Origin of the sequence: Kitasatospora sp. NPDC008050 (assembly GCF_042957465.1) — a bacterium.
Taxonomy (GTDB): domain Bacteria; phylum Actinomycetota; class Actinomycetes; order Streptomycetales; family Streptomycetaceae; genus Kitasatospora.
This window is the reverse complement of sequence record NZ_JBIBIJ010000006.1, coordinates 156,531-176,500: the sequence shown is the minus strand read 5'-3', so window position 1 is coordinate 176,500 and position 19,970 is coordinate 156,531. Positions and strand designations below refer to the sequence as shown.

Sequence of the window (19,970 nt, the reverse complement as noted above, 5' to 3'; positions counted from 1 at the left end):
CACGAAGGAGAGAAGGGGGCCACTGAGCGGGAGCCGGTCCGAATCATCAGGATCATCGGCAAAAATGACGGAGCATCAGAGGACAGCGGCCATTCCACCGCAGCCAGAAGTCAAGGCAGCACGGCGGTCTCCGGATCGCACTGGGCAGTTCATGGCACGACCGTCGACAGCAGGCCCCATGAGGCCCCCCTATGTCCGAAAACTACCTCATCCAGCGGAAGTGACCCGCCAACAGATGAGCAAATGTGTCGCGGATCACCCCATATTGACTTAATTCCTTCTGCTGATACTTTCTTTACCTTGGCCTTGCCTGGTGCGGATACATTCCCGGGCAATCCCAGTCCATCTCTTGGGAAAGAAGACTTTGATGACACGTCATCAGCGGGCCGTCGTGGCGGTCTGCCTGGCCGGTGCTGCCGCCCTACTCGCCACCACCGCCTCGACGCTGACCGCCGGCGCCGCGGACACCACCGCGACCCCGTCGCCCTCCGCGTCGGCACAGCCCACCCAAGCCGCGACTCCGCCGCCGGCCGTCGAGGACTACAGCTATCCCGGTGCGGACCGACTCCTGCGCGAGCAGGGCTTGGTCCTCAAGCGTGGCGACGGCCACATCGTGTTGGCCGACTGCGCCTCCACCCCAGAGCCGGACCTCAAGGTCGTTACCGGCACCAGTACCAGCGGTTCGTTCTGCTTCCGCGTCACTGGCACCACCGGCTACCTGGCGCTGGAAATCAAGGACGTCTTCGCTCTGCAGACTCGCAGTCACCCCATCCGCGCCACCCTCACCCCCACCGGCCAGAGCCAGACCCAGGTCGTCGACGTGGCCAAGAACCAGTACGCCCCCGTCGGTGAAGGCGCCAACCCCAACAACGCTCCCACCGTCCTGGTCGAGCTGCGCGCCACCGGCTGACCCGCACACGGCGCCACCCAGCAGCCATCCCTGGCCATACCTCTGGGGAAGGTCGGCCGGATCCGTTCCACCCTCCTGTCCGAAGCAACACCGAAGGACCGCAATGAAAGGCCAGTTCCCGCGCGCAGGCCGGATCGCCGCCCTCGCCACTGCCGCCACTGCCCTGACCGGCACCACTCTGACCGGCACCTCCGCCCTCGCCGTTTCGGGCGAGACCGCCCCCCAGAACAGCTACACCTTCACCGCCAAGCTCACCGTCGGGGACCAGGAGCAGAACCGGCGCAGCTGTTCGGCCGCGCTGGTGGATCCGTCCTGGGTGCTCACTGCCGCCGGCTGCTTCGCCGACGACCCCGCCCAGGGGACTGCCCTCGCTGGCGGCGCACCCAAGTCGAAGGCCACGGTCACCGTCGGGGCCACGAGCACCAACGCTGGCCAGGTGGCCGACGTGGTGCAGTTGCTGCCGCGTCAGGATCGGGACCTGGTCCTGGCCAAGCTCTCGCACCCGGTATTCGGGATCGCCCCCGTCGCCCTGGCCGCCACGCCGGCGACGGCGGGCGACTCCCCGCAGATCGCCGGCTGGGGCCGCACCAAGGACGAGTGGGTCCCGCAGCAGGCCCATGCCGGCGCGTTCGGTGTGGACAGTGCCGATGCCACCACCCTGGCCATCAGCCCCAAGACCAAGGGCGCGGCCGTCTGCAAGGGCGACACCGGCGGCCCCGTCCTGCGGGAGAAGAACGGGGCCGTGGAGCTGGCCGCCATCGCCAGCCGCTCCTGGCAGGGCGGCTGCCTGGGCGAGTCCGAGACCCGCACCGGTGCCACCGCCAGCCGCGTCGACGACCTCGCCGGCTGGGTGAGCTCCGCGGCCGCCCAGGGCGGTCCGGTGCTGGCCCCGGGTACCAAGCTCGCGTCCGGGCAGAGCGTGGTCGGCCGCGACCTGCAGCTGACCATGCAGGGCGACGGCAATCTCACCATCACCCACCGCGGCATCCCGGGCGGTGTGCTGTGGAGCAGCAACACCGCAGGACACTCCGGCGCTTGGGCCCAGATGCAGACCGACGGCAACTTCGTCGTCTACGCCCCCGACGGCAACCCCGCCGCCGCCACCGGCGCCCTGTGGGGGTCGAACACCTACCCCAACCCCGGTGCCTACCTTCAGCTCCAGGACGACGGCAACCTCGTCCTCTACAAGAAGGACGGCGGCACCGCGGTCGGCGGGGCCCTGTGGAGCGCCGGCACCCAGCAGTTCTCCCCCCTCGTCGCCTCCAACACCCCGATCTGGTCCTTCCGGTGGAGCGAGGCCCGCTCCACCGTGCTGGAGATGCAGGCCGACGGCAACCTCGTCCTGTACCGCAAGAGTGACGGCGCGTCCCTGTGGAACAGCGGCACCGCCGGCAACCCCGGCGCCTGGCTGGCGATGCAGTCCGACGGCAACCTGGTCGTCTACAAGGCCGGCGGCGGAGGCGGCAACGGTGGCCTCTGGGCTTCGGGCACCTGGTGGGCGGCGGGTGCCTACCTGAAGCTCCAGGACGACGGCAACCTCGTCGTCTACAAGAAGGAGGGCGGCGAAGGAATCGGCGGCGCCATCTGGAGCACCAACACCTTCGCCTGACACCTGAAGCGGGAGCCCATCGCTTCACAGACGGACGGGGTGTGAGTCGCCCCTGCCCGGTGCGGGGGTACGACACGCGAGAAGCGTGCCGTACCCCCGCACCGATTCCTGACATCCTCAAAACTCGCCCCCGGCAGCCTGGCCTCCCTCACTCCGCCCCCAGCCCCCGGCCCCCGCCCCACCATCGCGATCGACCGGACACGACGTCATGCCTCCCCGTATCAAGCCGTCCACCGGCCGGCTCCTGCCCGCCATCCTCCTCGTTGCGACCGTGCTTGCCGGCTGCGCGAGCGGCACCGCCCACGCAGCGACCGCACCGGCTCCCGCCGGCTCAAGGCCCGCGCCGTCCACCCCGGTGCCCACCGCGGCGAGCGCATCCGCCACCGCCCCGCCCTCAGCGGGCGTCGTCGTCATCGGGGCCTCGGTCTCAGGCGGCTACCGCGCCTCCCCGGACACGGCCTGGCCCACCGGACTCGCCACCCGCCTGCAGCAGGCCCACGAACCGGTCACCGTCGTCAACGCCAGCATCTCGGCCACCCGGCTGCTCGCCGACAACGGCCCCGGCGTGCCCAACTCCCTGGCCCGCGAGGACAAGGACGCCCTCGACGTACCGGGAGTGCGCACGATCGTCCTCACCGACCTCATCAACGACATCCAGCAGCCCCCCCCCCACCAGTGCAACCCCGACGCAATCACCGCCGGGATCAAGGAATTCACGACCCGCGCCCACGCCCGCCATGTCGAGGTCATCGCCACCACCATCCCGCCCTACGGCGGGTACATCCGCTACGAGGACACCGGCGCACGCACGCGCCAGAGCGTCAACCAGTTCATCCGTCACGACCGCGTTCTCGACGGGTACATCGACTTCGACACCGCCCTCAAGGACCCCGCCGACCCCACTCGCCTGCGCTCCGACTACGACTCCGACGACCACCTCCACCTCAACGACGCCGGACAGCGCGCCATCGCCCAGAGCATCAACCTCAAACTGCTCACCCCCGCACACGGGTACGGCCACGCCCGCCTCTACACCTGGACGGCACTCGCCTCACTCCCGTGCCTCGCCCTCGGCGCGCTGCTCCTCATCCGCCGCCGAAAGCGCCACCGCCACCGCCACTGAACGAGAGTGGACGTCAGCTGATCAGCTCGCGCTTGGAGGCGCGCAGGCTGGTGAGCGTGGTGACGCCCAGGACCAGCACGATGAAGCCGAGCGAGACCGGGATCCCGATCTGCGGCACGTGCGCGCCGCTCTCGTGCAGCGCGTGCAGCACCAGCTTCACGCCGATGAAGCCGAGGATCAGCGAGAGCCCGTAGGACAGGTGCACCAGGCGCTTCAGCAGGCCGCCGATCAGGAAGTACAGCTGGCGCAGGCCCATCAGCGCGAAGGCGTTGGCGGTGAAGACGATGTACGGGTCCTGGGTCAGACCGAAGATCGCCGGGATCGAGTCCAGCGCGAAGAGCACGTCGGTGGTGCCGATGGCCAGCATCACCACGGTCATCGCGGAGATCGCCGGGAACCGCCGCCGGACCGCCGTCAGGACCCGGTTCTCCTGGAACTCGTCGTCCTCGTGGCCGCCTCGGGCCTCCTTGATCAGCTTCCAGGCCGTCCAGATCAGGAAGGCGCCGAAGAAGTAGAAGACCCAGGAGAAGCTCGCGATCAGGGCCGCGCCACCGGCGATGAAGACCGCCCGCAGCACCAGCGCTATCAGCACCCCGACCATCAGCACCCGCTGCTGGTGGATCCTGGGCACCGCGAACTTGGCCATGATCAGCACGAAGACGAAGAGGTTGTCGACGCTCAGCGACTTCTCGGTGACGTAGCCGGCGAAGAACTCACCGGCCGGCTGCCCGCCGCCGTACCACCACAGGAAACCGCCGAAGAGCAGCGCCAGCACCACCCAGACCACGGTCCAGATGCCGGCCTCCTTGATGGAGACCTCGTGCGGCTTGCGGCCGCCGATGAAGAAGTCGGCGGCGATCAGGGCGATCAGCACCCCGATGGTGGTCGCCCACAGGGCGAGGGAAACGTCCATGAAGCTGGTCCTCCGGCATCCATCGTCTGCCGGAGGTCTCTTCCGTCCCGCGGCCCGGCCGGGGGCCGGCTGCGCCGAGGACCGGTGCCCCGGGCCGGCCGATACGCGGCTGCCGTGATGACGGGAACACCGTAGGGGGAATACTCCCCTCCGTTCCAAGAAGAGTAACAGCTATTCCCAAGAGAAGGTAAAGAACGGCCTCGGCGGATGCCCCTACAGGAAGGGCTCGATGGCCGGCAGCAGGTCCTGGAAGGTCCGCGCCTTGGCCGGGGCGCCGATCGCCTGCATCCCCCAGCCGCCGGCCGGGTCGCGGTACACCTTGGCCATAATCTGGCCGGTGTGCGCGCCGCCGCCGCTCAGCTCGTAGCGGGCCAGCTCCCGGCCGCTGGTCTCGTCGATCAGCCGGCAGTGCGCGTGCCGCACCTCGGCGAAGGTCTGGCCGGTGTAGGAGCTGACCGTGAAGACCACCTGGGTGATCTGGGCCGGGATGCGGGCCAGGTCCACCACGATCGATTCGTCGTCCCCGCCGGCGCCCGCGCCGCCCACCAGGTTGTCCCCGGTGTGCCGCACCGAGCCGTCCTTGCTCACCAGCTGCTGGAAGAAGACCACGTCGGCGGGGGTGTGCTCGGCGTACAGCAGGGCCGAGGCGTCCAGGTCGATCTGCCGGCTCCGGCTGCCGAACAGGCCCCGTTTGGGTGTCGCCTGCCACCCCAGGCCCATCCGGACCACGCTCAGCGACTCGCCGCCGACCTTGCGCAGGCTCACCTGCTGACCCTTGGTCAGATTCACCGACACGGTGTTCTCCCCTTCATCTCGGCCCGCGCGCGATTTCGCGCACGGACCAGCGTCGGATCACCCCGCTGCCGTCCCCCGGCTGAGGCCCCCCGGGCTGTTGTCCGCCTGGATACGTCGCCTGCCAACCCTAGGGCCTGGGGGGCGCCCCCACCAGGGGCGCCCCCCGCGCGTCAAGAGGCGCGCCCGTAGGGATTGCGCCGCCGATCTCAGGCGATGCCCGTCTCCTTCAGCCGGCGCAACTCCTTCTTCAGATCCTTGACCTCATCCCGCAACCTGGCAGCCACCTCGAACTGGAGCGAGGCGGCGGCGGCGTGCATCCGCTCGGTCATCTCCTGGATCGTGTCGGCCAGTTCGGTGGCCGGCAGGCTGCCGCCCTTGGCCCGGGCGGAACCCAGCGCGGGGACCGGGGCCTTGGCCTTGGCTCCGTCCCGGTAGCCGGTGCTCAGCAGCTCCTCGGTGTCCACCTCCTCGCGGGCCAGGGTGTCCAGGATGTCGCCGATCTTCTTGCGCAGCGGCTGCGGGTCGATGCCGTGCTTCTCGTTGTAGGCCTGCTGGACGACCCGGCGGCGGTTGGTCTCATCGATCGCCTTCTCCATCGCCGGGGTGATCTTGTCCGCGTACATGTGGACCTGACCGGAGACGTTTCGGGCGGCACGGCCGATGGTCTGGATCAGCGAGGTGCCCGAGCGCAGGAAGCCCTCCTTGTCGGCGTCCAGGATCGCCACCAGCGAGACCTCGGGCAGGTCCAGACCCTCGCGCAGCAGGTTGATGCCGACCAGCACGTCGTACTTGCCGGCCCGCAGCTCGCGCAGCAGCTCGACCCGGCGCAGCGTGTCGATGTCGCTGTGCAGGTAGCGGACCCGGATGTCCAGGCCCACCAGGTAGTCGGTGAGGTCCTCGGACATCTTCTTGGTGAGCGTGGTGACCAACACCCGCTCGTCCCGCTCGACCCGCAGCCGGATCTCGTGCACCAGGTCGTCGATCTGGCCCTCGGTCGGCTTGACGATCACCTCGGGGTCGATCAGGCCGGTGGGCCGGATGATCTGCTCGACCTGGCCGTCGCCGCGGGACAGCTCGTAGGGGCCCGGGGTGGCCGACAGGTAGACGGTCTGGCCGACCCGCCCCAGGAACTCCTCCCACTTCAGCGGGCGGTTGTCGAGCGCCGAGGGCAGCCGGAAGCCGTGCTCCACCAGGGTGCGCTTGCGCGAGGCGTCGCCCTCGTACATCGCGCCGATCTGCGGGACGGTCACGTGCGACTCGTCGATCACCAGGAGGAAGTCCTCCGGGAAGTAGTCCAGCAGCGTGTTGGGCGCGGTGCCCGGCTCGCGGCCGTCGAAGTGCATCGAGTAGTTCTCCACGCCGGAGCAGCTGCCGATCTGGCGGAGCATCTCGATGTCGTAGGTGGTGCGCATCCGCAGCCGCTGGGCCTCCAGCAGCTTGCCCTGCTTCTCCAGCACGGCCAGCCGCTCCGCCAGCTCCTGCTCGATGCCGTTGACCGCGCGCTCCATCCGCTCCGGACCCGCGACGTAGTGGGTGGCGGGGAAGACGTGGATCGACTCGTGCTGGCTGATGATCTCACCGGTGAGCGGGTGCAGCGTGTAGAGCGACTCGATCTCGTCGCCGAACATCTCGATCCGCAGCGCCAGTTCCTCGTAGACCGGGAAGATCTCCACGGTGTCGCCGCGCACCCGGAAGGTGCCGCGGGTGAAGGCCAGGTCGTTGCGGGTGTACTGGATGTCGACGAAGCGGCGCAGCAGGGCGTCCCGGTCGATCTCCTCGCCGACGCTCAGCCGCACCATCCGGTCCACGTACTCCTGCGGGGTACCGAGGCCGTAGATGCAGGAGACCGAGGCGACCACGATCACGTCACGCCGGGTGAGCAGCGAGTTGGTGGCCGAGTGGCGCAGCCGCTCGACCTCCTCGTTGATCGAGGAGTCCTTCTCGATGTAGGTGTCCGTCTGCGGGACGTACGCCTCGGGCTGGTAGTAGTCGTAGTACGAGACGAAGTACTCGACCGCGTTGTTGGGCAGCAACTCGCGGAACTCGTTGGCGAGCTGGGCGGCCAGCGTCTTGTTCGGCGCCATCACCAGCGTGGGCCGCTGAAGCTTCTCGATCATCCACGCGGTGGTGGCCGACTTGCCGGTGCCGGTGGCGCCGAGCAGGACGACGTCCTTCTCGCCCGCGCGGACGCGGCGCTCCAGCTCGGCGATGGCCGCCGGCTGGTCGCCGTTGGGCTGGTAGGGGCTGACGACCTCGAAGGGCGCCGTGGTCCGCTCAATGTTCGTGATGGGTCGCACGAGACCACCGTACGACCCGGCACCGACAAAGCAGGGACGGTCCCGACGAGCGGTCGCCTGCCGGGCAGGCCCTACCGCGCGGAATCCCGGGCCAGCGCCACCAGGCGGGAGATCGCCCGCAGGTACTTCTTGCGGTAGCCGCCGGTCAGCATCTCCTCGGAGAAGACCTGGTCGAACGGGATGCCGGAGGCCGTGATCGGCAGCTCCCGGTCGTACATCCGGTCGGCCAGCACCACCAGGCGCAGCGCGGTGGACTGGTCGGTCACCGGGCAGACCCCGCGCAGGAAGACGGCGTGCACATCGTCGAGCAGCGCGCCGTAGCGGCTGGGGTGGACCACCGAGAGGTGCGCGAGCAGGGCGCCGAAGTCGTCCAGCGCGGCGCCCGGGGTGCCGGCGGCACGCTCGGCCACCTGCTCGTCGGTGTACGGCGGCGGGGCGGCCGGCAGCCCGCGGTGGCGGTAGTCCTGCCCGTCGATCCGCACCGGGTGGAAGTGCGCGGAGAGCCCCTGGATCTCGCGCAGGAAGTCGGCGGCCGCGAACCGGCCCTCGCCGAGCTTCTCGGGCAGCGTGTTCGAGGTGGCGGCCAGCTTGACCCCGGCCTCCACCAGGCGCGAGAGCAGGGTGGAGACCAGCACGGTGTCACCCGGGTCGTCCAGCTCGAACTCGTCGATGCAGAGCAGCTTGTGCTCGGAGAGGGTCCGCACCGCCTGCTGGAAGCCGAGCGCGCCCACCAGGTTGGTCAGCTCCACGAAGGTGCCGAAGGCCTTGGGGCCGGGCGCCGCGTGCCAGAGCGAGGCCAGCAGGTGGGTCTTGCCCACGCCGTAGCCGCCGTCCAGGTAGACCCCGGCCGGGCCGGTGGGGGCCGCCGCCTTGCGGAACCAGCCGCGCTTGGGGGCCGTCGTCGCGTTCAGAGCGGTCGCGAACTCCTCCAGCACCCGCACCGCCTCCAGCTGGCTGGGCTGGGTGGTGTCCGGCAGGTAGGAGCCGAAGCTGACGCCGGCGAACCGCGGCGGCGGGACCATCTCCGCCACCAGCCGCTGCGCCGGGACCACCGGGCGGCGCTCGGTCAGCGCGATGGGGGCGCCGGTGACCGTAGCGGTCGCTCCGGTCGCTATGGCATCAGGGTGGGAGGCTGCGGACACGGTAATAAAGCCTACTGGCCGTGGAAGACTGCCTGGCATGCGCCAGCTGATCCGTCCGTCACACTCCCCGGTCGACCAGGCCGACCAGGCCGACCCGGCCGACGCGGCCGACGCGGCCGACGCGGGTCTCGACTCGCTCGCCGCCCTGGCCGAGGTCTACGCCTACCCCGATTCGGTGTGGGCGGGACGGCCCTGGCTGCGCGCCAACATGGTCGGCTCGCTGGACGGGGCGGCTCGGCTGGCCGGCCTCTCCGAGGGCCTGTCCAGCGAGGCCGACAAGCGGATCTTCGGCGTGCTGCGCGCGCTGTGCGACGTGGTGATCGTGGGCGCCGAGACGGTCCGTGCCGAGGGCTACCGCCCGGCCCGGGCCCGGGCCGACTTCGCCGCCGCCCGCGCCGCCGCGGGACAGGCACCGGCCCCGGTCATCGCGGTGGTCAGCCGGAGCCTGGCGCTCGACCTGAGCGCCCCGCTCTTCACCGAGCCGCTGGTGCGCACCGTGGTGATCGCGCCGGTGGACGCGCCGGCCGAGGCCCGCGCCGCCGTCGCCGAGGTGGCCGACCTGATCACGGTGGGCCACGGCGCGGTCGACCTCGTGGCGGCCCGGGCCGCGCTGACCGCCCGCGGCTGGACCCGCCAGCTCACCGAGGGCGGCCCGCGCCTGCTGGGCCAGCTGGCCGCCGCCGGCCTGCTGGACGAGCTCTGCCTCTCGCTGGCACCACTGCTGACGGCGGGCGAGGCGCCACGGATCATGCACGGTGCGGAAATGGCAGACGCGCAGCAGATGCGGCTGGTCTCATTGATCGAGCAGAAAGGTTTCCTCTTCACCCGCTACTGCCGTACCCCCGAGTAACCATCCCTTGAACCGCCGCTGAACCGCCAGGGAACGCACCGGCGTCAGCGGCCCGATTCGGCGATCACTCCCCCGTGGCCCGAGTGCCGCGTGTGCCGCGTGAGGAAAGCTTCCTCCGGGCACTATGGGAGGGGACACCGGACCCCGGGGGCCTGCAACACGGAAGGGACTCTTGTGTTCAAGACCGTACTGATGATCGAAAAGGCACTCTCCGACGCGGACGTGGAGCTGGTCACCACCCTCCACGGCGAGGAGAAGGTCTCTTTCGTCGTCCTGATGCAACCCCGCGGCAAGCAGGACGAGCTGCTGCGCGCCCTTGACGACGTGGCCCTCGGACACCTCGACAAGGTGGCGCACGAGCACGAGGAGGCGAACGGTCCGGCCGTGGCGGCCGAGTCGCTGGAGCACAGCCTGCGGCACCTGCGCCAGGCCGGCGCGGAGGCGGTGGGCCGGGTGGTGGAGACGGACCCGCTGGACAACCTGCGCTCGGTGGTCGAGGAGACCTCGGCGGACGAGGTGCTGGTGCTCACCGCGCCGCACTTCGTCGAGGAGTTCTTCCACCGCGACTGGGCCTCCAAGGCCCGGCACAAGGTCGGCGTCCCGGTGCTCAAGCTCTTCGCCAGCGAGGCCTAGACCGAACCGCCCCCGCGCCCGCGTGGTGCAGAATCGTCCTTGCGGTCCCAGGTGGCCATCTGGGCACTCCCGGGTCGGCCCCGGGCTCCGCGAGGACGATTCGCCTTCCCAGCTACGGAGAACTCCCTTGAACGACGCCGCCCACGACCTGCACGCCCCGCACTTCATCGGAATCGGCGGGGCCGGCATGTCCGGTCTGGCGAAGATCCTCGCGGTCCGCGGCGCCAAGGTCTCCGGCAGTGACGCCAAGGAGTCCGAGACGGTGCTGGCGCTGCGCGAGATGGGCGCGGCCGTGCGGATCGGCCACGCGGCCGAGAACGTGCCGGCCGGGGCCAGCAGCATCGTGGTCTCCAGCGCGATCCGCGCCGACAACCCGGAGCTGGTCGCCGCCCGCGAGCGCGGCATCCCGGTGGTGCACCGCTCGGACGCGCTCGCCGCGCTGATGGGCGGCCGGCGCGCGCTGGCGGTGGCCGGCACGCACGGCAAGACCACCACCACCAGCATGCTGGCCGTCGCGCTCGACACCCTGGGCCTGGACCCCTCCTACGCGATCGGCGGCGACCTGGACGCGCCGGGCAGCAACGCGCACCACGGCACCGGCGAGATCTTCGTGGCCGAGGCGGACGAGAGCGACCGCAGCTTCCACAAGTACGCCCCCGAGGTGGCGATCATCCTCAACGTGGAGCTGGACCACCACGCCAACTACGCGTCGATGGACGAGATCTACGACTCCTTCGAGACCTTCGTGCACCGCGTCCAGCCCGGCGGCACCCTGGTGGTCTCCGCCGACCACCCCGGCGCCCGCGAGCTGACCGCCAAGGTGGCGGGGCGCGAGGGCCTGCGCGTGGTCACCGTCGGCGCCGCCGACGACGCCACCGTCCGGGTGGTCTCGGTGGTCCCGCGCGGCATGACCAGCGAGGTGACCGTCGAGCTGGACGGCGCCCCACTGACCTTCACGGTCTCGGTGCCCGGGCGGCACTACGCGCACAACGCGGTCGCCGCGCTGGCGGCCGGTGTCGCGCTCGGCGTCCCAGCGGAGCAGCTGGCCAAGGCGCTCGGCTCGTACACCGGCGTGCGCCGGCGCCTGCAGCTCAAGGGCGAGGCCCGGGGCGTGCAGGTGATCGACTCCTACGCGCACCACCCCACCGAGATGACCGCCGACCTGGAGGCCATCCGGGAGGCGACCGGCGGCCGGGTGCTGGTGGTCTTCCAGCCGCACCTGTTCAGCCGCACCCAGCAGCTGGCCGAGGAGATGGGCCAGGCGCTGGCGCTGGCCGACGCCTCGGTGGTGCTGGACATCTACCCGGCCCGCGAGGACCCGATCCCGGGCGTGACCAGCGAGCTGATCATCGACGCGGCGCGGCGCGCGGGCGCCGAGGTCACCGCCGAGCACGTGTTCGCTGCCGCCCCCGCGCTGGTGGCCGACCTGGCCCGGCCGGGCGACCTGGTGCTCACCATGGGCGCCGGCGACGTCACCAACCTGGGGCCGGAAATTCTTTCCCGGCTCGCCGCTGTTGCTGTCTGAGCGCGGTTCGCGCCCAGGAGGGCCCAGGAGGCCTAGGAGGAATGGCATGAGCTACGAGATCGAGAAGTCCGAGGCCGAGTGGCGTGCCCAGCTCAGCCCCGCCGAGTACCAGGTACTGCGCGAGGCCGGCACCGAGCGCCCGTTCGTCGGCGAGTACACCGACACCAAGACGGTGGGCGTCTACAGCTGCCGGGCGTGCGGGAGCGAGCTGTTCAGCTCGGAGACCAAGTTCGAGAGCCACTGCGGCTGGCCCTCCTACTACGCGCCGCTGGCCGAGGACCGGGTCGAGTACATCGAGGACTCCACCCTCGGCATGCGCCGGGTCGAGGTCCGCTGCGCGCGCTGCGGCGGCCACCTGGGCCACGTCTTCGACGGCGAGGGCTACCCGACGCCGACCGACCAGCGGTACTGCATCAACAGCATCTCGCTGACCCTGCGTCCGGCCGAGGGCTGACCTGGTGGAACAGTGGTTCGGCAGCGCAGTGCGACCGAACCGGCACTCCAGCACGTCTAGCTGAGCAGAGCCCCGCGCAAGTGCGGGTCCGCATGGCCGGCGTGCGGGTGACCTTAGAGGAACCATCCGAATGAACGACGAGTTCGAAGAACTCCCCGACGACGAGTTCCGCTTCACCCTCAGTACCGAGCTGGCCGCACTCACCCCGCCGCCGCTGGGCGACCTGGTCGCCCAGGCAACCCATCGCGGTCGACGAGCGCGGCGGCGGCGCACCATCGCCGCGGTCGCTGGCTCGGTCACCGCGGTGGCCGGCATCGCCGCGCTGCTGGCCGGGACGATGGCGGGCAGCGGCCCGGGCAGGCCGGTCCAGAACCAGGTGGCCGCGGCCCCGAGTTCACCCCAACCCGACACCTCACCGAGTACCGGCGACACCACGCTGGTACCGGCCGACGGACCCGCACTGCTGGCCGCCGCGCTGAACGCGCTGCCGATCGGCGGTGACAGCAGCGGCTACTACGCCAGTTCCGGGGCCAACGATCTGACGACCAGGTTCAACCTGACCACCAGGCAGGGCTCCGGTCTGGTCCAGGTCAGCCTCAGCTCGGGTTCGCTCAACTGCACGAGCACCGGCAGGACCTGCGGGACCTCCCCCGACGGCGAGCGCTACCAGATCACCAACGGGGGCAACTGCATCGAGTCGGTCCTCGTCAAGGTGCAGCGCCAGGACAACCTCCTGGTGACCGTCCAGCTCGGCACCTGCCTGTCCTGGGACCCGCAGCAGGGAACCAATCCGCCCGGCATCCAGGTCCTGACCGAGGAGCAGGCCATCGCCATGGCCCAGGCACCCGGGCTCAGCACCAAAATGCCGGCCGGCTTCGTCCAGGCGGCCGACGCCAAGTATCCGAACCTGCCCGTCGTCGCCTGATCTTCCGTCAGTCGCCGCGACCCCGCCAGCCAGGCGGGGCCGCGGCTTCCTCGCTCCCGACCCCGCCCTCTTCCTGACCAGGAGCCCGACGGTGCGCAACGAAGCCGACTTCACCTCCTTCGCCGAGGCGAACGCGATCCGCCTGCGACAGATCGCCTACCTGATGTGCCGGGACTGGCACCTGGCCCAGGACCTGACGCAGACCACCCTGACCAAGATGTACCTCGCCTGGAACCGGCTGGCCCGCCAGAGCCACGACCCCTTCGGGTACGCGCGCAAGGTGCTGCTCAACACGCTGCTCGACCACAAGCGGCTGCGCAGCAGCTCCGAGCTGACGGTCGACCAGCTGCCGGACCGCGCCGAACAGGGCGGCGATCCGACGGCCGAGCGGCTGACCCTGCTCGACGCCCTGGAACAGCTCCCCCGCCGGGACCGCGCGATCGTCCTGCTGCGTTACTGGGAGGACCAGAGCGTGGAGTCGACCGCCGAGATCCTCGGCCTGAGCACCTCGGTGGTGAAGTCGCAGAGCATGCGCGCGCTCGCCGTGCTCCGTCGGCACCTCGGCGACCGGACCCTGCTGGGCGGGGCGGACGGCGACACCTCGGCCACCGACCCAAGACTCGGCGCCCCGACGGGCAGCCGCACACGCTCCTGAGGCGATCGCTCCGGTCACGATTGGATATCGTGACCCGGGTCTGTTCCCAGCCGGCGCCCAGGGGGTCTAGAACAAGGCCCATGTGGTTGCTCTTCCTGGTCCCGTCCTGCGTCGTCGCGGTGCTCGCCTGTCTGCGCCTGATCCGCGCTGCCGCGGCCGCCGACACCCTGGCGGAGCTACCGGACGAAGAGGTGGACCGGACGGCGATCGGGCTGTACGAGACGGCCTACCTGGCCGGCGGTCCGAACCGGGTGGTGGACCTCGCCCTGGTGCTGATGAGCGGACGCGGCCGGCTGCACCTGGCACACACCGGCTGGACCACGGTGGTCGACCCGCAGGGCCGAAACCGCCTGGAGCGGGCCCTGATCGAGGAGATCGGCCCCGAGGGGCAGTGCCGCACCACCGAGCTGCGCGAGGCGCTGACCGAGCATCCGACGGTGGCCGAGATAGGGTCACGGCTCTCGCTGGCCGGACTGGCCACGCCGGTGGCGATCCGGGAGAGCACCCAGCTGGCGGTGCGCCAGGTCCGTCAGGCGCTGCTGCTCTCGCTGGTGCTGCTGCTGGCGGCGCTGACCCTGACCGGACCGGGCGGGCAGGACACCGGCGCCACCCTGGCCTGGTTCTCGCTGCCGCTGATCCTCACCACCGGGACCCTGCTGATGGCCCGGGTCGACGTGCACCCCTACACCCGCTGGGCGGCGCCGGCCGGTGCCGAGGTGCTGGCACAGCTGCGCCGCCCACGCCGTTCGGGCGGCGAGGGCGACGCGGAGCGCCGGCTGCTGACCGCCGTGGCGATCGACGGCGCGGACGCGGTGCCGGACGCCCGGCTGCGGGCGGCGCTGCGCGGCTGAGCCCTGGTCGGGGCACGCTCGGCAGATCACCGCCCGCCGGCGCGGGCGACGGGTCGGCTCAGGCCAGGCCGTTCAGCAGCTCGCTGATCGGCTTGCGGCGCCCGGTGAAGAACGGCACCTCCTCGCGCACGTGCAGCCGCGCGCGGGACGGGCGCAGGTCGCGCATCAGGTCCACGATCCGGTGCAGCTCGTCCGCCTCGAAGGCGAGCAGCCACTCGTAGTCGCCCAGCGCGAACGAGGCGACCGTGTTGGCCCGCACGTCGGGGTAGCCACGGGCCATCTGGCCGTGCTCGGCCAGCATCGCCCGGCGCTCCTCGTCGGGGAGCAGGTACCACTCGTAGGAGCGGACGAACGGGTAGACGCAGACGTACTCGCGCGCGTGCTCGTCGGCCAGGAAGGCCGGGATGTGCGACTTGTTGAACTCCGCGGGGCGGTGCAGCGCCATGTTCGACCAGACCGGTGCCAGCAGGCGGCCCAGGCCGGTGCGGCGGAAGCGGTTGTACGCCTCCTGCAGGTCGTCGGAGGAGGCGGCGTGCCACCAGATCATCAGATCGGCGTCGGCCCGCAGACCCGAGACGTCGTAACTGCCGCGCACGGTGACGTCCTTGGCGTCGAGCTGCTCGAACAGCTCCTCGACCTCGGTGGCCAGCGCGGCGCGGTCCTCGGGGAGCGCGTCCTTGAGGCGGAACACCGACCACATGGTGTAGCGGATGACCTGGTTGAGGTCCCGGGCCTTCTTCTTCTGGGGCGTCTGCTCTGCGGTATCGGTCATGCCCTCATTGTCCCTTCCATACCTGGACCTCCTGATTGCGGGGTCATCAGCTCGTCGGCGGCCCGGCGGGCGCTCGCCACACAGGCCGGGATGCCCACCCCGTCGTAGGCCGCACCGGCCAGCGCCAGTGCGCCCAGCCGGCGGGCGGCTTCCCGGATCCGGGCGACCCGGTCCAGGTGACCCACCGGGTACTGCGGCAGCCCGGCGCGCCAGCGGGTCACGGCGCTCGCGTACGGGCTGGCGGTCAGGCCCACGGCCGCGCGCAGGTCGGTGAGCGAACGCGTCACGAGCTCGGCGTCATCGAGGTCCAGCGCGGCCTCGTCACGGTGGCGGCCCAGCGAGGTGCGCAGCACGAAGGCCTCCGGCGCCGAGCGCTCCAGCCAGCCCCACTTCTGGCTGGAGAACGTGGCGGCCTTGATCGAACGGCCGTCCACCGGGGGGACCAGGAAGCCGCTGCCGGGCGGCGGGCTCGGCAGTTCGGCGCGCCGGAAGGCGAGGGTGACCAGCGCCATCCCGGCGTACTCGACATCGGCCAGCTCGGCGGCGGCGGCCGGGGCGTCGGCGGCCAGCAGCGCGGCCGCCGCCGGGGCGGGGACGGCCAGCAGCACCGCGTCGGCCTCGATGACGCCTTCGGCGGTGACCACCTGCCAGCCGGTGGCGGTGCGCCGCAGCGCGCTGACGGGCGTGCGCAGCCGCAGCTCGACGCCGGCCCGCTCGCAGGCGGCGGCCACCGCGGTCGGCAGCGTGCCGATCCCGCCGCGCAGGCCCTGGAAGACCGGGCCGCCGGCCTGCGGGCGGTCCAGCAGCGCGTGCACGCCCGCCACCAGCGAGCCGCCGCCCTGGGCGATGGCGAGCAGTTGGGGCACCGCGGCGCGCAGCGAGATCTCCTCGGCCCGGCCCGCGTAGACGCCGCCGAGCAGCGGCTCCACCAGTCGGTCCACCACTTCCTGGCCGACCTGCTCGGCCACGTACGCACCGATCGCTGTGTCCCCGCCGCGGTCGGCCACTGCCCACGGCTCGGCCGGGCGTTCGGCCCCGGCCCGGGCCAGGCCCTCGGGGGTGAGCACGCCGGAGGCGGCCAGCGCGGCCAGATCACCGGGGACACCCATCAACTGGCCACCGGGCAGCGGGTGCAGCGCGCCGCGGGTCCAGACGGCAGCCTTGGCGGTACTGGGCGGTTCCAGGAAGTCGGCCAGGCCGACCTCCCGCGCGAGTTCGACGGACTCGGGGCGGCGGGCCAGCATCGACTCGGCGCCGAGGTCCACCTGGATCCCGCCGACCTCACCGGTGAGCAGCTTGCCGCCGACCCGCTCGCCGGCCTCCAGCAGCGTGACCGCCGCCCGGGCCGGTCCACCGGCCGCGCCGCCGAGGTGGGCGGCCGCGGCCAGGCCCGCGATGCCGCCGCCGATCACAACGACCTTCGGTAGTACTTCTGCCATGTCCCGCAGTCTCGCAGAGGGCGGGCGGCCGGCCACCGGCCGCCCCGCCGCGGGTCAGCGCGCGCTGGCCTCGTGCACGAAGGCGACCAGCCGGGTCAGCGCGTCCGGGTCCATGCTCGGCAGCACCCCGTGGCCGAGGTTGAAGATGTGGCCGCTGGTGCCGAGCGCGTTGGCCGCGTGCAGCACCTCGCGGGCCTTGGTCTCCACCACCTTGGTCGGGGCGAAGAGCACCGCCGGGTCGAGGTTGCCCTGCAGCGCCTTGCCCGGGCCCACCCGCAGCGAGGCCACGTTCAGCGGGACCCGCCAGTCGACCCCGACCACGTCGGCGCCGGCCTCGCCCATCAGGCCGAGCAGCTCGCCGGTGCCGACCCCGAAGTGGATCCGCGGCACGCCGAGGTCGGCGACCGCGTCGAAGACCTTGGTGCTGGCCGGCATGACGGAGCGCCGGTAGTCGTCGGGGGCGAGCGAGCCGACCCAGGAGTCGAAGAGCTGCACGGCCGAGACGCCCGCCTCGATCTGCACCTTGAGGAAGCCGGCGGTGATCACGGCGAGCCGGTCCACCAGCTCGGCCCACAGCTCGGGGGCGCCGTACATCATGGCCTTGGTGCGCTCGTGGTTCTTCGAGGGACCGCCCTCGACCAGGTAGCTGGCCAGCGTGTACGGCGCGCCGGCGAAGCCGATCAGCGGGGTGGCGCCCAGCTCGGCGACGAGCAGGCCGACCGCCTCGGTGATGTAGGGGACGTCGTCCGGCTCCAGCGGGCGCAGCCGCTGCAGGTCGGCGGCGGTGCGGATCGGGTCGGCGATGACCGGGCCGACCCCGGGCTTGATGTCCACGTCGATGCCGATCGCCTTGAGCGGCACCACGATGTCGCTGAAGAAGATCGCCGCGTCCACCTTGTGCCGGCGCACCGGCTGCAGGGTGATCTCCTTGACCAGCTCGGGCCGCATGCAGGAGTCGAGCATCGCGATGCCCTCGCGGACCTTCAGGTACTCGGGCAGCGAACGGCCCGCCTGCCGCATGAACCAGACCGGAGTGTGCTCCACCGGCTCGTGCCGGCAGGCTCGCAGGAAGACGGAGTCGTGGGCCGGGCCGTGCTCGGCGGACGGGGCTGCGGGGGTCGGCACGGCAGGCTGGGCTGCGGTCTTCTCAGTCACGCCGACATACTCCCACGCGTGTCGGTGATCACCGCCGCGGCCCACTGGTGCGATCCTCCAAGGGCTCCGGCCCGGCCTGGCACGGGCGCCGGCGCCGGGGTCTGCGTGCCGCTCCGCCGGGAACTGTCGGACAGGGCCTAGTCTTCAGCTCATGGCAGCGGTCGGCGGGAACCCCGCACAGCAGGGCGGAACGAGCAAGGAGTCGGCGCCCATCGGGTTCCGCAGCGCCGTCGAGGCGCTGACGGCGGTTCGGCTGCGCCCCGAGGTGCGTCTGTCCGCGACCCCGGCGCCGCGTCGGCTGGCCCCGTTCAGCTGGGCGGTCACGGCCGAGGTGGAGCTGGAGGGCGAGGAGCTGGCCGACGGCCGGTTCGTCCTGCTGCACGACCCGGCCGGGCAGGAGGCCTGGCAGGGCGAGTTCCGGGTGGTCACCATGACCAGGGCCGAGCTGGAGCCGGAGATCGCCGGCGACCCGATGGTCGGCGAGGTGGGCTGGGCCTGGCTGATGGACGCGCTGCAGACGCACGGTGCGGGCTTCACCGCCCCCGGCGGCACGGTGACCAGATGCGCTTCGCAGTACTTCGGCGCGCTGGCCGAGCGCCCGGCCTCCACCGAGATCGAGCTGCGCGCCTCCTGGACGCCCACCGGCGGCCGGTTCGAACGGCATCTGACGGCCTGGGCCGACCTGCTCTGCGTCTGCGCGGGGCTGCCGCCGAGTGCGCCCGCGCCCCTGTCGACGTCCGACGCGCCGTCACTCGGCGGAGTGGTCCCGATGCCGGCCCGGCGGCGGCCCCGCTCACACTGAAGACTGACGGGGCCTCGGCGCCCCGCCACCGACCCGCCGACCCCCACGGCGGGCCATTGGCCTGCTCAGAGCCTCGCGAGCGGATTCACGCCACCTCAGGGACCGTCAACTGACCACGGGCGACTGACCGTTTTCGCTGTTTTTCGATCGATTTCCACCGTCCTGATGGCATGTCGGGCCATTCGCCCGAGCGATTTGTCCGTATTGTGACTCACTAGATCGTGATCATTCGCTAAAGCCGGGCACGGATGATGCCGAAGCAGTCTGTGACCCTTTCCACACGCGGAACACTCCGACTCCTTCGCCCATCGGGGTTCCGTCCGCCACTCCCCTCAGGAGGCACGGTGTCGGTCCTGCTAGAGCACCCCGCTAACGTGGTCGCCTACCGCCCGACCAAGCCCACGGCGATGGTGGTGATCGCCGACCCCCGGGTCCGCAACACCGTCACCCGCCATCTGTGGGCGCTCGGTGTGCGTGACGTCATCGAGGTGTCCTCGATCGCCGAGGCCCGCCCCCGGGTCTCCACCCCCCGCGACATCTGCGTGGCCGATGTCCACCTGCCGGACGGCTCCGGGCTGACCATCCTGGCCGAGACCCGCGCCGCGGGCTGGCCCAACGGCCTGGCCCTGTCGGCCGCCGACGACATCGGCGCGGTGCGCAGCGCGCTGGCCGGCGGCGTCAAGGGCTACGTGGTCACCGGGACCAGGACCAATGTCGCGATGCCGGGCCGCCCCGGCCTGCCGCTGGGCGCGGCGGGTCTGGCCGGCCGGATGCGCCGCCCGGGCATGCCCGGCACCCCCGGCCACCTGGGCGCCCCCGGGGCCGGCGGAGCCCCCGGCGCCCCCGGTACCCAGCCGGCCGCCTACCGCGAGCTGTCCGGGCGCGAGGTCGAGGTGCTGCGGCTGGTGGCCGAGGGCCAGTCGAACAAGGCGATCGGCGTGGCCATGGGCCTGTCCGCGCTCACCGTGAAGAGCCACCTGGCCCGGATCGCCCGGAAGCTGGGCACCGGCGACCGGGCCGGCATGGTCGCCGTCGCGTTGCGGACCGGCATCATCCACTGAGTGACCGCGTGGTGGCCCGGAGGAACGTTTCATCCGGGCCGCCACTGCCATTGGGCCAG

General features: G+C 71.5%; 19 protein-coding genes. 12 read left to right on the top strand and 7 right to left on the bottom strand.

The window, feature by feature from the left end; all coding sequences use genetic code 11:
- Positions 1-367: 367 nt before the first annotated feature.
- From ACFZB9_RS14600 to ACFZB9_RS14590, 3 genes are all read left to right on the top strand, one after another.
- Positions 368-910, top strand: coding sequence for a hypothetical protein (locus tag ACFZB9_RS14600; RefSeq protein ID WP_391447003.1), 543 nt, complete (start codon positions 368-370; stop codon positions 908-910).
- A gap of 103 nt (positions 911-1,013) precedes the next feature.
- Positions 1,014-2,519, top strand: a complete 1,506-nt coding sequence (locus tag ACFZB9_RS14595; RefSeq protein ID WP_391447001.1) for a trypsin-like serine protease — start codon at positions 1,014-1,016, stop codon at positions 2,517-2,519.
- 208 nt (positions 2,520-2,727) lie between these two features.
- Positions 2,728-3,642 carry a GDSL-type esterase/lipase family protein gene (locus tag ACFZB9_RS14590; protein ID WP_391446999.1) on the top strand — a complete coding sequence of 305 codons (915 nt, stop codon included), beginning with the start codon at positions 2,728-2,730 and terminating at the stop codon, positions 3,640-3,642.
- A 13-nt stretch (positions 3,643-3,655) separates the two neighbouring features.
- Here the strand turns inward: ACFZB9_RS14590 and ACFZB9_RS14585 are convergent, their stop codons facing one another.
- From ACFZB9_RS14585 to zapE, 4 genes are all read right to left on the bottom strand, one after another.
- Complete coding sequence (locus ACFZB9_RS14585; protein WP_391446997.1) at positions 3,656-4,555, bottom strand: TerC family protein; 900 nt, start codon at positions 4,553-4,555, stop codon at positions 3,656-3,658.
- Positions 4,556-4,768: 213 nt separating this feature from the next.
- Complete coding sequence (locus ACFZB9_RS14580) at positions 4,769-5,350, bottom strand: TerD family protein (protein WP_391446995.1); 582 nt, start codon at positions 5,348-5,350, stop codon at positions 4,769-4,771.
- A gap of 206 nt (positions 5,351-5,556) precedes the next feature.
- Positions 5,557-7,647 carry an excinuclease ABC subunit UvrB gene (gene uvrB, locus ACFZB9_RS14575; RefSeq protein WP_391446993.1) on the bottom strand — a complete coding sequence of 697 codons (2,091 nt, stop codon included), beginning with the start codon at positions 7,645-7,647 and terminating at the stop codon, positions 5,557-5,559.
- A 71-nt stretch (positions 7,648-7,718) separates the two neighbouring features.
- Positions 7,719-8,828, bottom strand: coding sequence for a cell division protein ZapE (zapE, locus tag ACFZB9_RS14570; RefSeq protein WP_391446991.1), 1,110 nt, complete (start codon positions 8,826-8,828; stop codon positions 7,719-7,721).
- On the opposite strand from zapE, the gene ACFZB9_RS14565 reads away from it, so the two are divergent.
- The 7 genes from ACFZB9_RS14565 to ACFZB9_RS14535 all read left to right on the top strand — a co-directional run bounded on the left by ACFZB9_RS14565 (position 8,827) and on the right by ACFZB9_RS14535 (position 14,682).
- Positions 8,827-9,639 carry a dihydrofolate reductase family protein gene (locus ACFZB9_RS14565; protein ID WP_391446989.1) on the top strand — a complete coding sequence of 271 codons (813 nt, stop codon included), beginning with the start codon at positions 8,827-8,829 and terminating at the stop codon, positions 9,637-9,639. The genes zapE and ACFZB9_RS14565 overlap by 2 nt on opposite strands.
- A 174-nt stretch (positions 9,640-9,813) precedes the next feature.
- On the top strand, positions 9,814-10,272 hold the full coding sequence (locus ACFZB9_RS14560; RefSeq protein ID WP_391446987.1) for an indole-3-glycerol phosphate synthase: 459 nt from the start codon (positions 9,814-9,816) through the stop codon (positions 10,270-10,272).
- 127 nt (positions 10,273-10,399) lie between these two features.
- Complete coding sequence (gene murC, locus ACFZB9_RS14555; RefSeq protein WP_391446985.1) at positions 10,400-11,797, top strand: UDP-N-acetylmuramate--L-alanine ligase; 1,398 nt, start codon at positions 10,400-10,402, stop codon at positions 11,795-11,797.
- Between the two features lie 46 nt (positions 11,798-11,843).
- A complete protein-coding gene (gene msrB, locus ACFZB9_RS14550) occupies positions 11,844-12,251 on the top strand; it encodes a peptide-methionine (R)-S-oxide reductase MsrB (protein WP_391446984.1) in 408 nt (135 codons plus the stop codon).
- A gap of 130 nt (positions 12,252-12,381) precedes the next feature.
- Positions 12,382-13,176: a hypothetical protein gene (locus tag ACFZB9_RS14545; RefSeq protein WP_391446982.1), complete on the top strand. Its 795-nt coding sequence runs from the start codon at positions 12,382-12,384 to the stop codon at positions 13,174-13,176.
- A gap of 91 nt (positions 13,177-13,267) precedes the next feature.
- A complete protein-coding gene (locus tag ACFZB9_RS14540; RefSeq protein WP_391446980.1) occupies positions 13,268-13,831 on the top strand; it encodes a SigE family RNA polymerase sigma factor in 564 nt (187 codons plus the stop codon).
- Between the two features lie 80 nt (positions 13,832-13,911).
- Positions 13,912-14,682 carry a TIGR04222 domain-containing membrane protein gene (locus tag ACFZB9_RS14535; protein WP_391446978.1) on the top strand — a complete coding sequence of 257 codons (771 nt, stop codon included), beginning with the start codon at positions 13,912-13,914 and terminating at the stop codon, positions 14,680-14,682.
- Between the two features lie 58 nt (positions 14,683-14,740).
- On the opposite strand, the gene hemQ is transcribed toward ACFZB9_RS14535, so the two are convergent.
- Genes hemQ through hemE form a run of 3 tightly spaced genes read right to left on the bottom strand, consistent with a single transcriptional unit; the run spans position 14,741 to position 18,018 of the window.
- Positions 14,741-15,454, bottom strand: coding sequence for a hydrogen peroxide-dependent heme synthase (gene hemQ, locus ACFZB9_RS14530; protein ID WP_391446976.1), 714 nt, complete (start codon positions 15,452-15,454; stop codon positions 14,741-14,743).
- Positions 15,451-16,893 (bottom strand): protoporphyrinogen oxidase, encoded by a 1,443-nt coding sequence (hemG, locus tag ACFZB9_RS14525; RefSeq protein ID WP_391446975.1) that lies wholly within the window; start codon positions 16,891-16,893, stop codon positions 15,451-15,453. Before hemG ends, hemQ begins: the two co-directional genes overlap by 4 nt.
- 54 nt (positions 16,894-16,947) lie before the next feature.
- Positions 16,948-18,018, bottom strand: coding sequence for a uroporphyrinogen decarboxylase (hemE, locus tag ACFZB9_RS14520; protein ID WP_391447391.1), 1,071 nt, complete (start codon positions 18,016-18,018; stop codon positions 16,948-16,950).
- A 181-nt stretch (positions 18,019-18,199) separates the two neighbouring features.
- On the opposite strand from hemE, the gene ACFZB9_RS14515 reads away from it, so the two are divergent.
- Both ACFZB9_RS14515 and ACFZB9_RS14510 read left to right on the top strand, forming a co-directional pair.
- Positions 18,200-18,850 (top strand): DUF3000 domain-containing protein, encoded by a 651-nt coding sequence (locus ACFZB9_RS14515; protein ID WP_391446973.1) that lies wholly within the window; start codon positions 18,200-18,202, stop codon positions 18,848-18,850.
- A 344-nt stretch (positions 18,851-19,194) separates the two neighbouring features.
- Positions 19,195-19,911 (top strand): response regulator transcription factor, encoded by a 717-nt coding sequence (locus ACFZB9_RS14510; RefSeq protein WP_327066716.1) that lies wholly within the window; start codon positions 19,195-19,197, stop codon positions 19,909-19,911.
- Positions 19,912-19,970 lie beyond the last annotated feature (59 nt).

Excerpts from the sequence above, each read along its gene's own strand:
- ACFZB9_RS14600 (WP_391447003.1), top strand. The coding sequence starts at position 368 with ATGACACGTCATCAGCGGGCCGTCGTGGCGGTCTGCCTGGCCGGTGCT.
- ACFZB9_RS14595 (WP_391447001.1), top strand. The coding sequence starts at position 1,014 with ATGAAAGGCCAGTTCCCGCGCGCAGGCCGGATCGCCGCCCTCGCCACT.
- ACFZB9_RS14590 (WP_391446999.1), top strand. The coding sequence starts at position 2,728 with ATGCCTCCCCGTATCAAGCCGTCCACCGGCCGGCTCCTGCCCGCCATC.
- ACFZB9_RS14585 (WP_391446997.1), bottom strand. The coding sequence starts at position 4,555 with ATGGACGTTTCCCTCGCCCTGTGGGCGACCACCATCGGGGTGCTGATC.
- ACFZB9_RS14565 (WP_391446989.1), top strand. The coding sequence starts at position 8,827 with ATGCGCCAGCTGATCCGTCCGTCACACTCCCCGGTCGACCAGGCCGAC.
- zapE (WP_391446991.1), bottom strand. The coding sequence starts at position 8,828 with ATGCCAGGCAGTCTTCCACGGCCAGTAGGCTTTATTACCGTGTCCGCA.
- msrB (WP_391446984.1), top strand. The coding sequence starts at position 11,844 with ATGAGCTACGAGATCGAGAAGTCCGAGGCCGAGTGGCGTGCCCAGCTC.
- ACFZB9_RS14545 (WP_391446982.1), top strand. The coding sequence starts at position 12,382 with ATGAACGACGAGTTCGAAGAACTCCCCGACGACGAGTTCCGCTTCACC.
- ACFZB9_RS14535 (WP_391446978.1), top strand. The coding sequence starts at position 13,912 with ATGTGGTTGCTCTTCCTGGTCCCGTCCTGCGTCGTCGCGGTGCTCGCC.
- hemQ (WP_391446976.1), bottom strand. The coding sequence starts at position 15,454 with ATGACCGATACCGCAGAGCAGACGCCCCAGAAGAAGAAGGCCCGGGAC.
- hemG (WP_391446975.1), bottom strand. The coding sequence starts at position 16,893 with ATGGCAGAAGTACTACCGAAGGTCGTTGTGATCGGCGGCGGCATCGCG.
- ACFZB9_RS14515 (WP_391446973.1), top strand. The coding sequence starts at position 18,200 with ATGGCAGCGGTCGGCGGGAACCCCGCACAGCAGGGCGGAACGAGCAAG.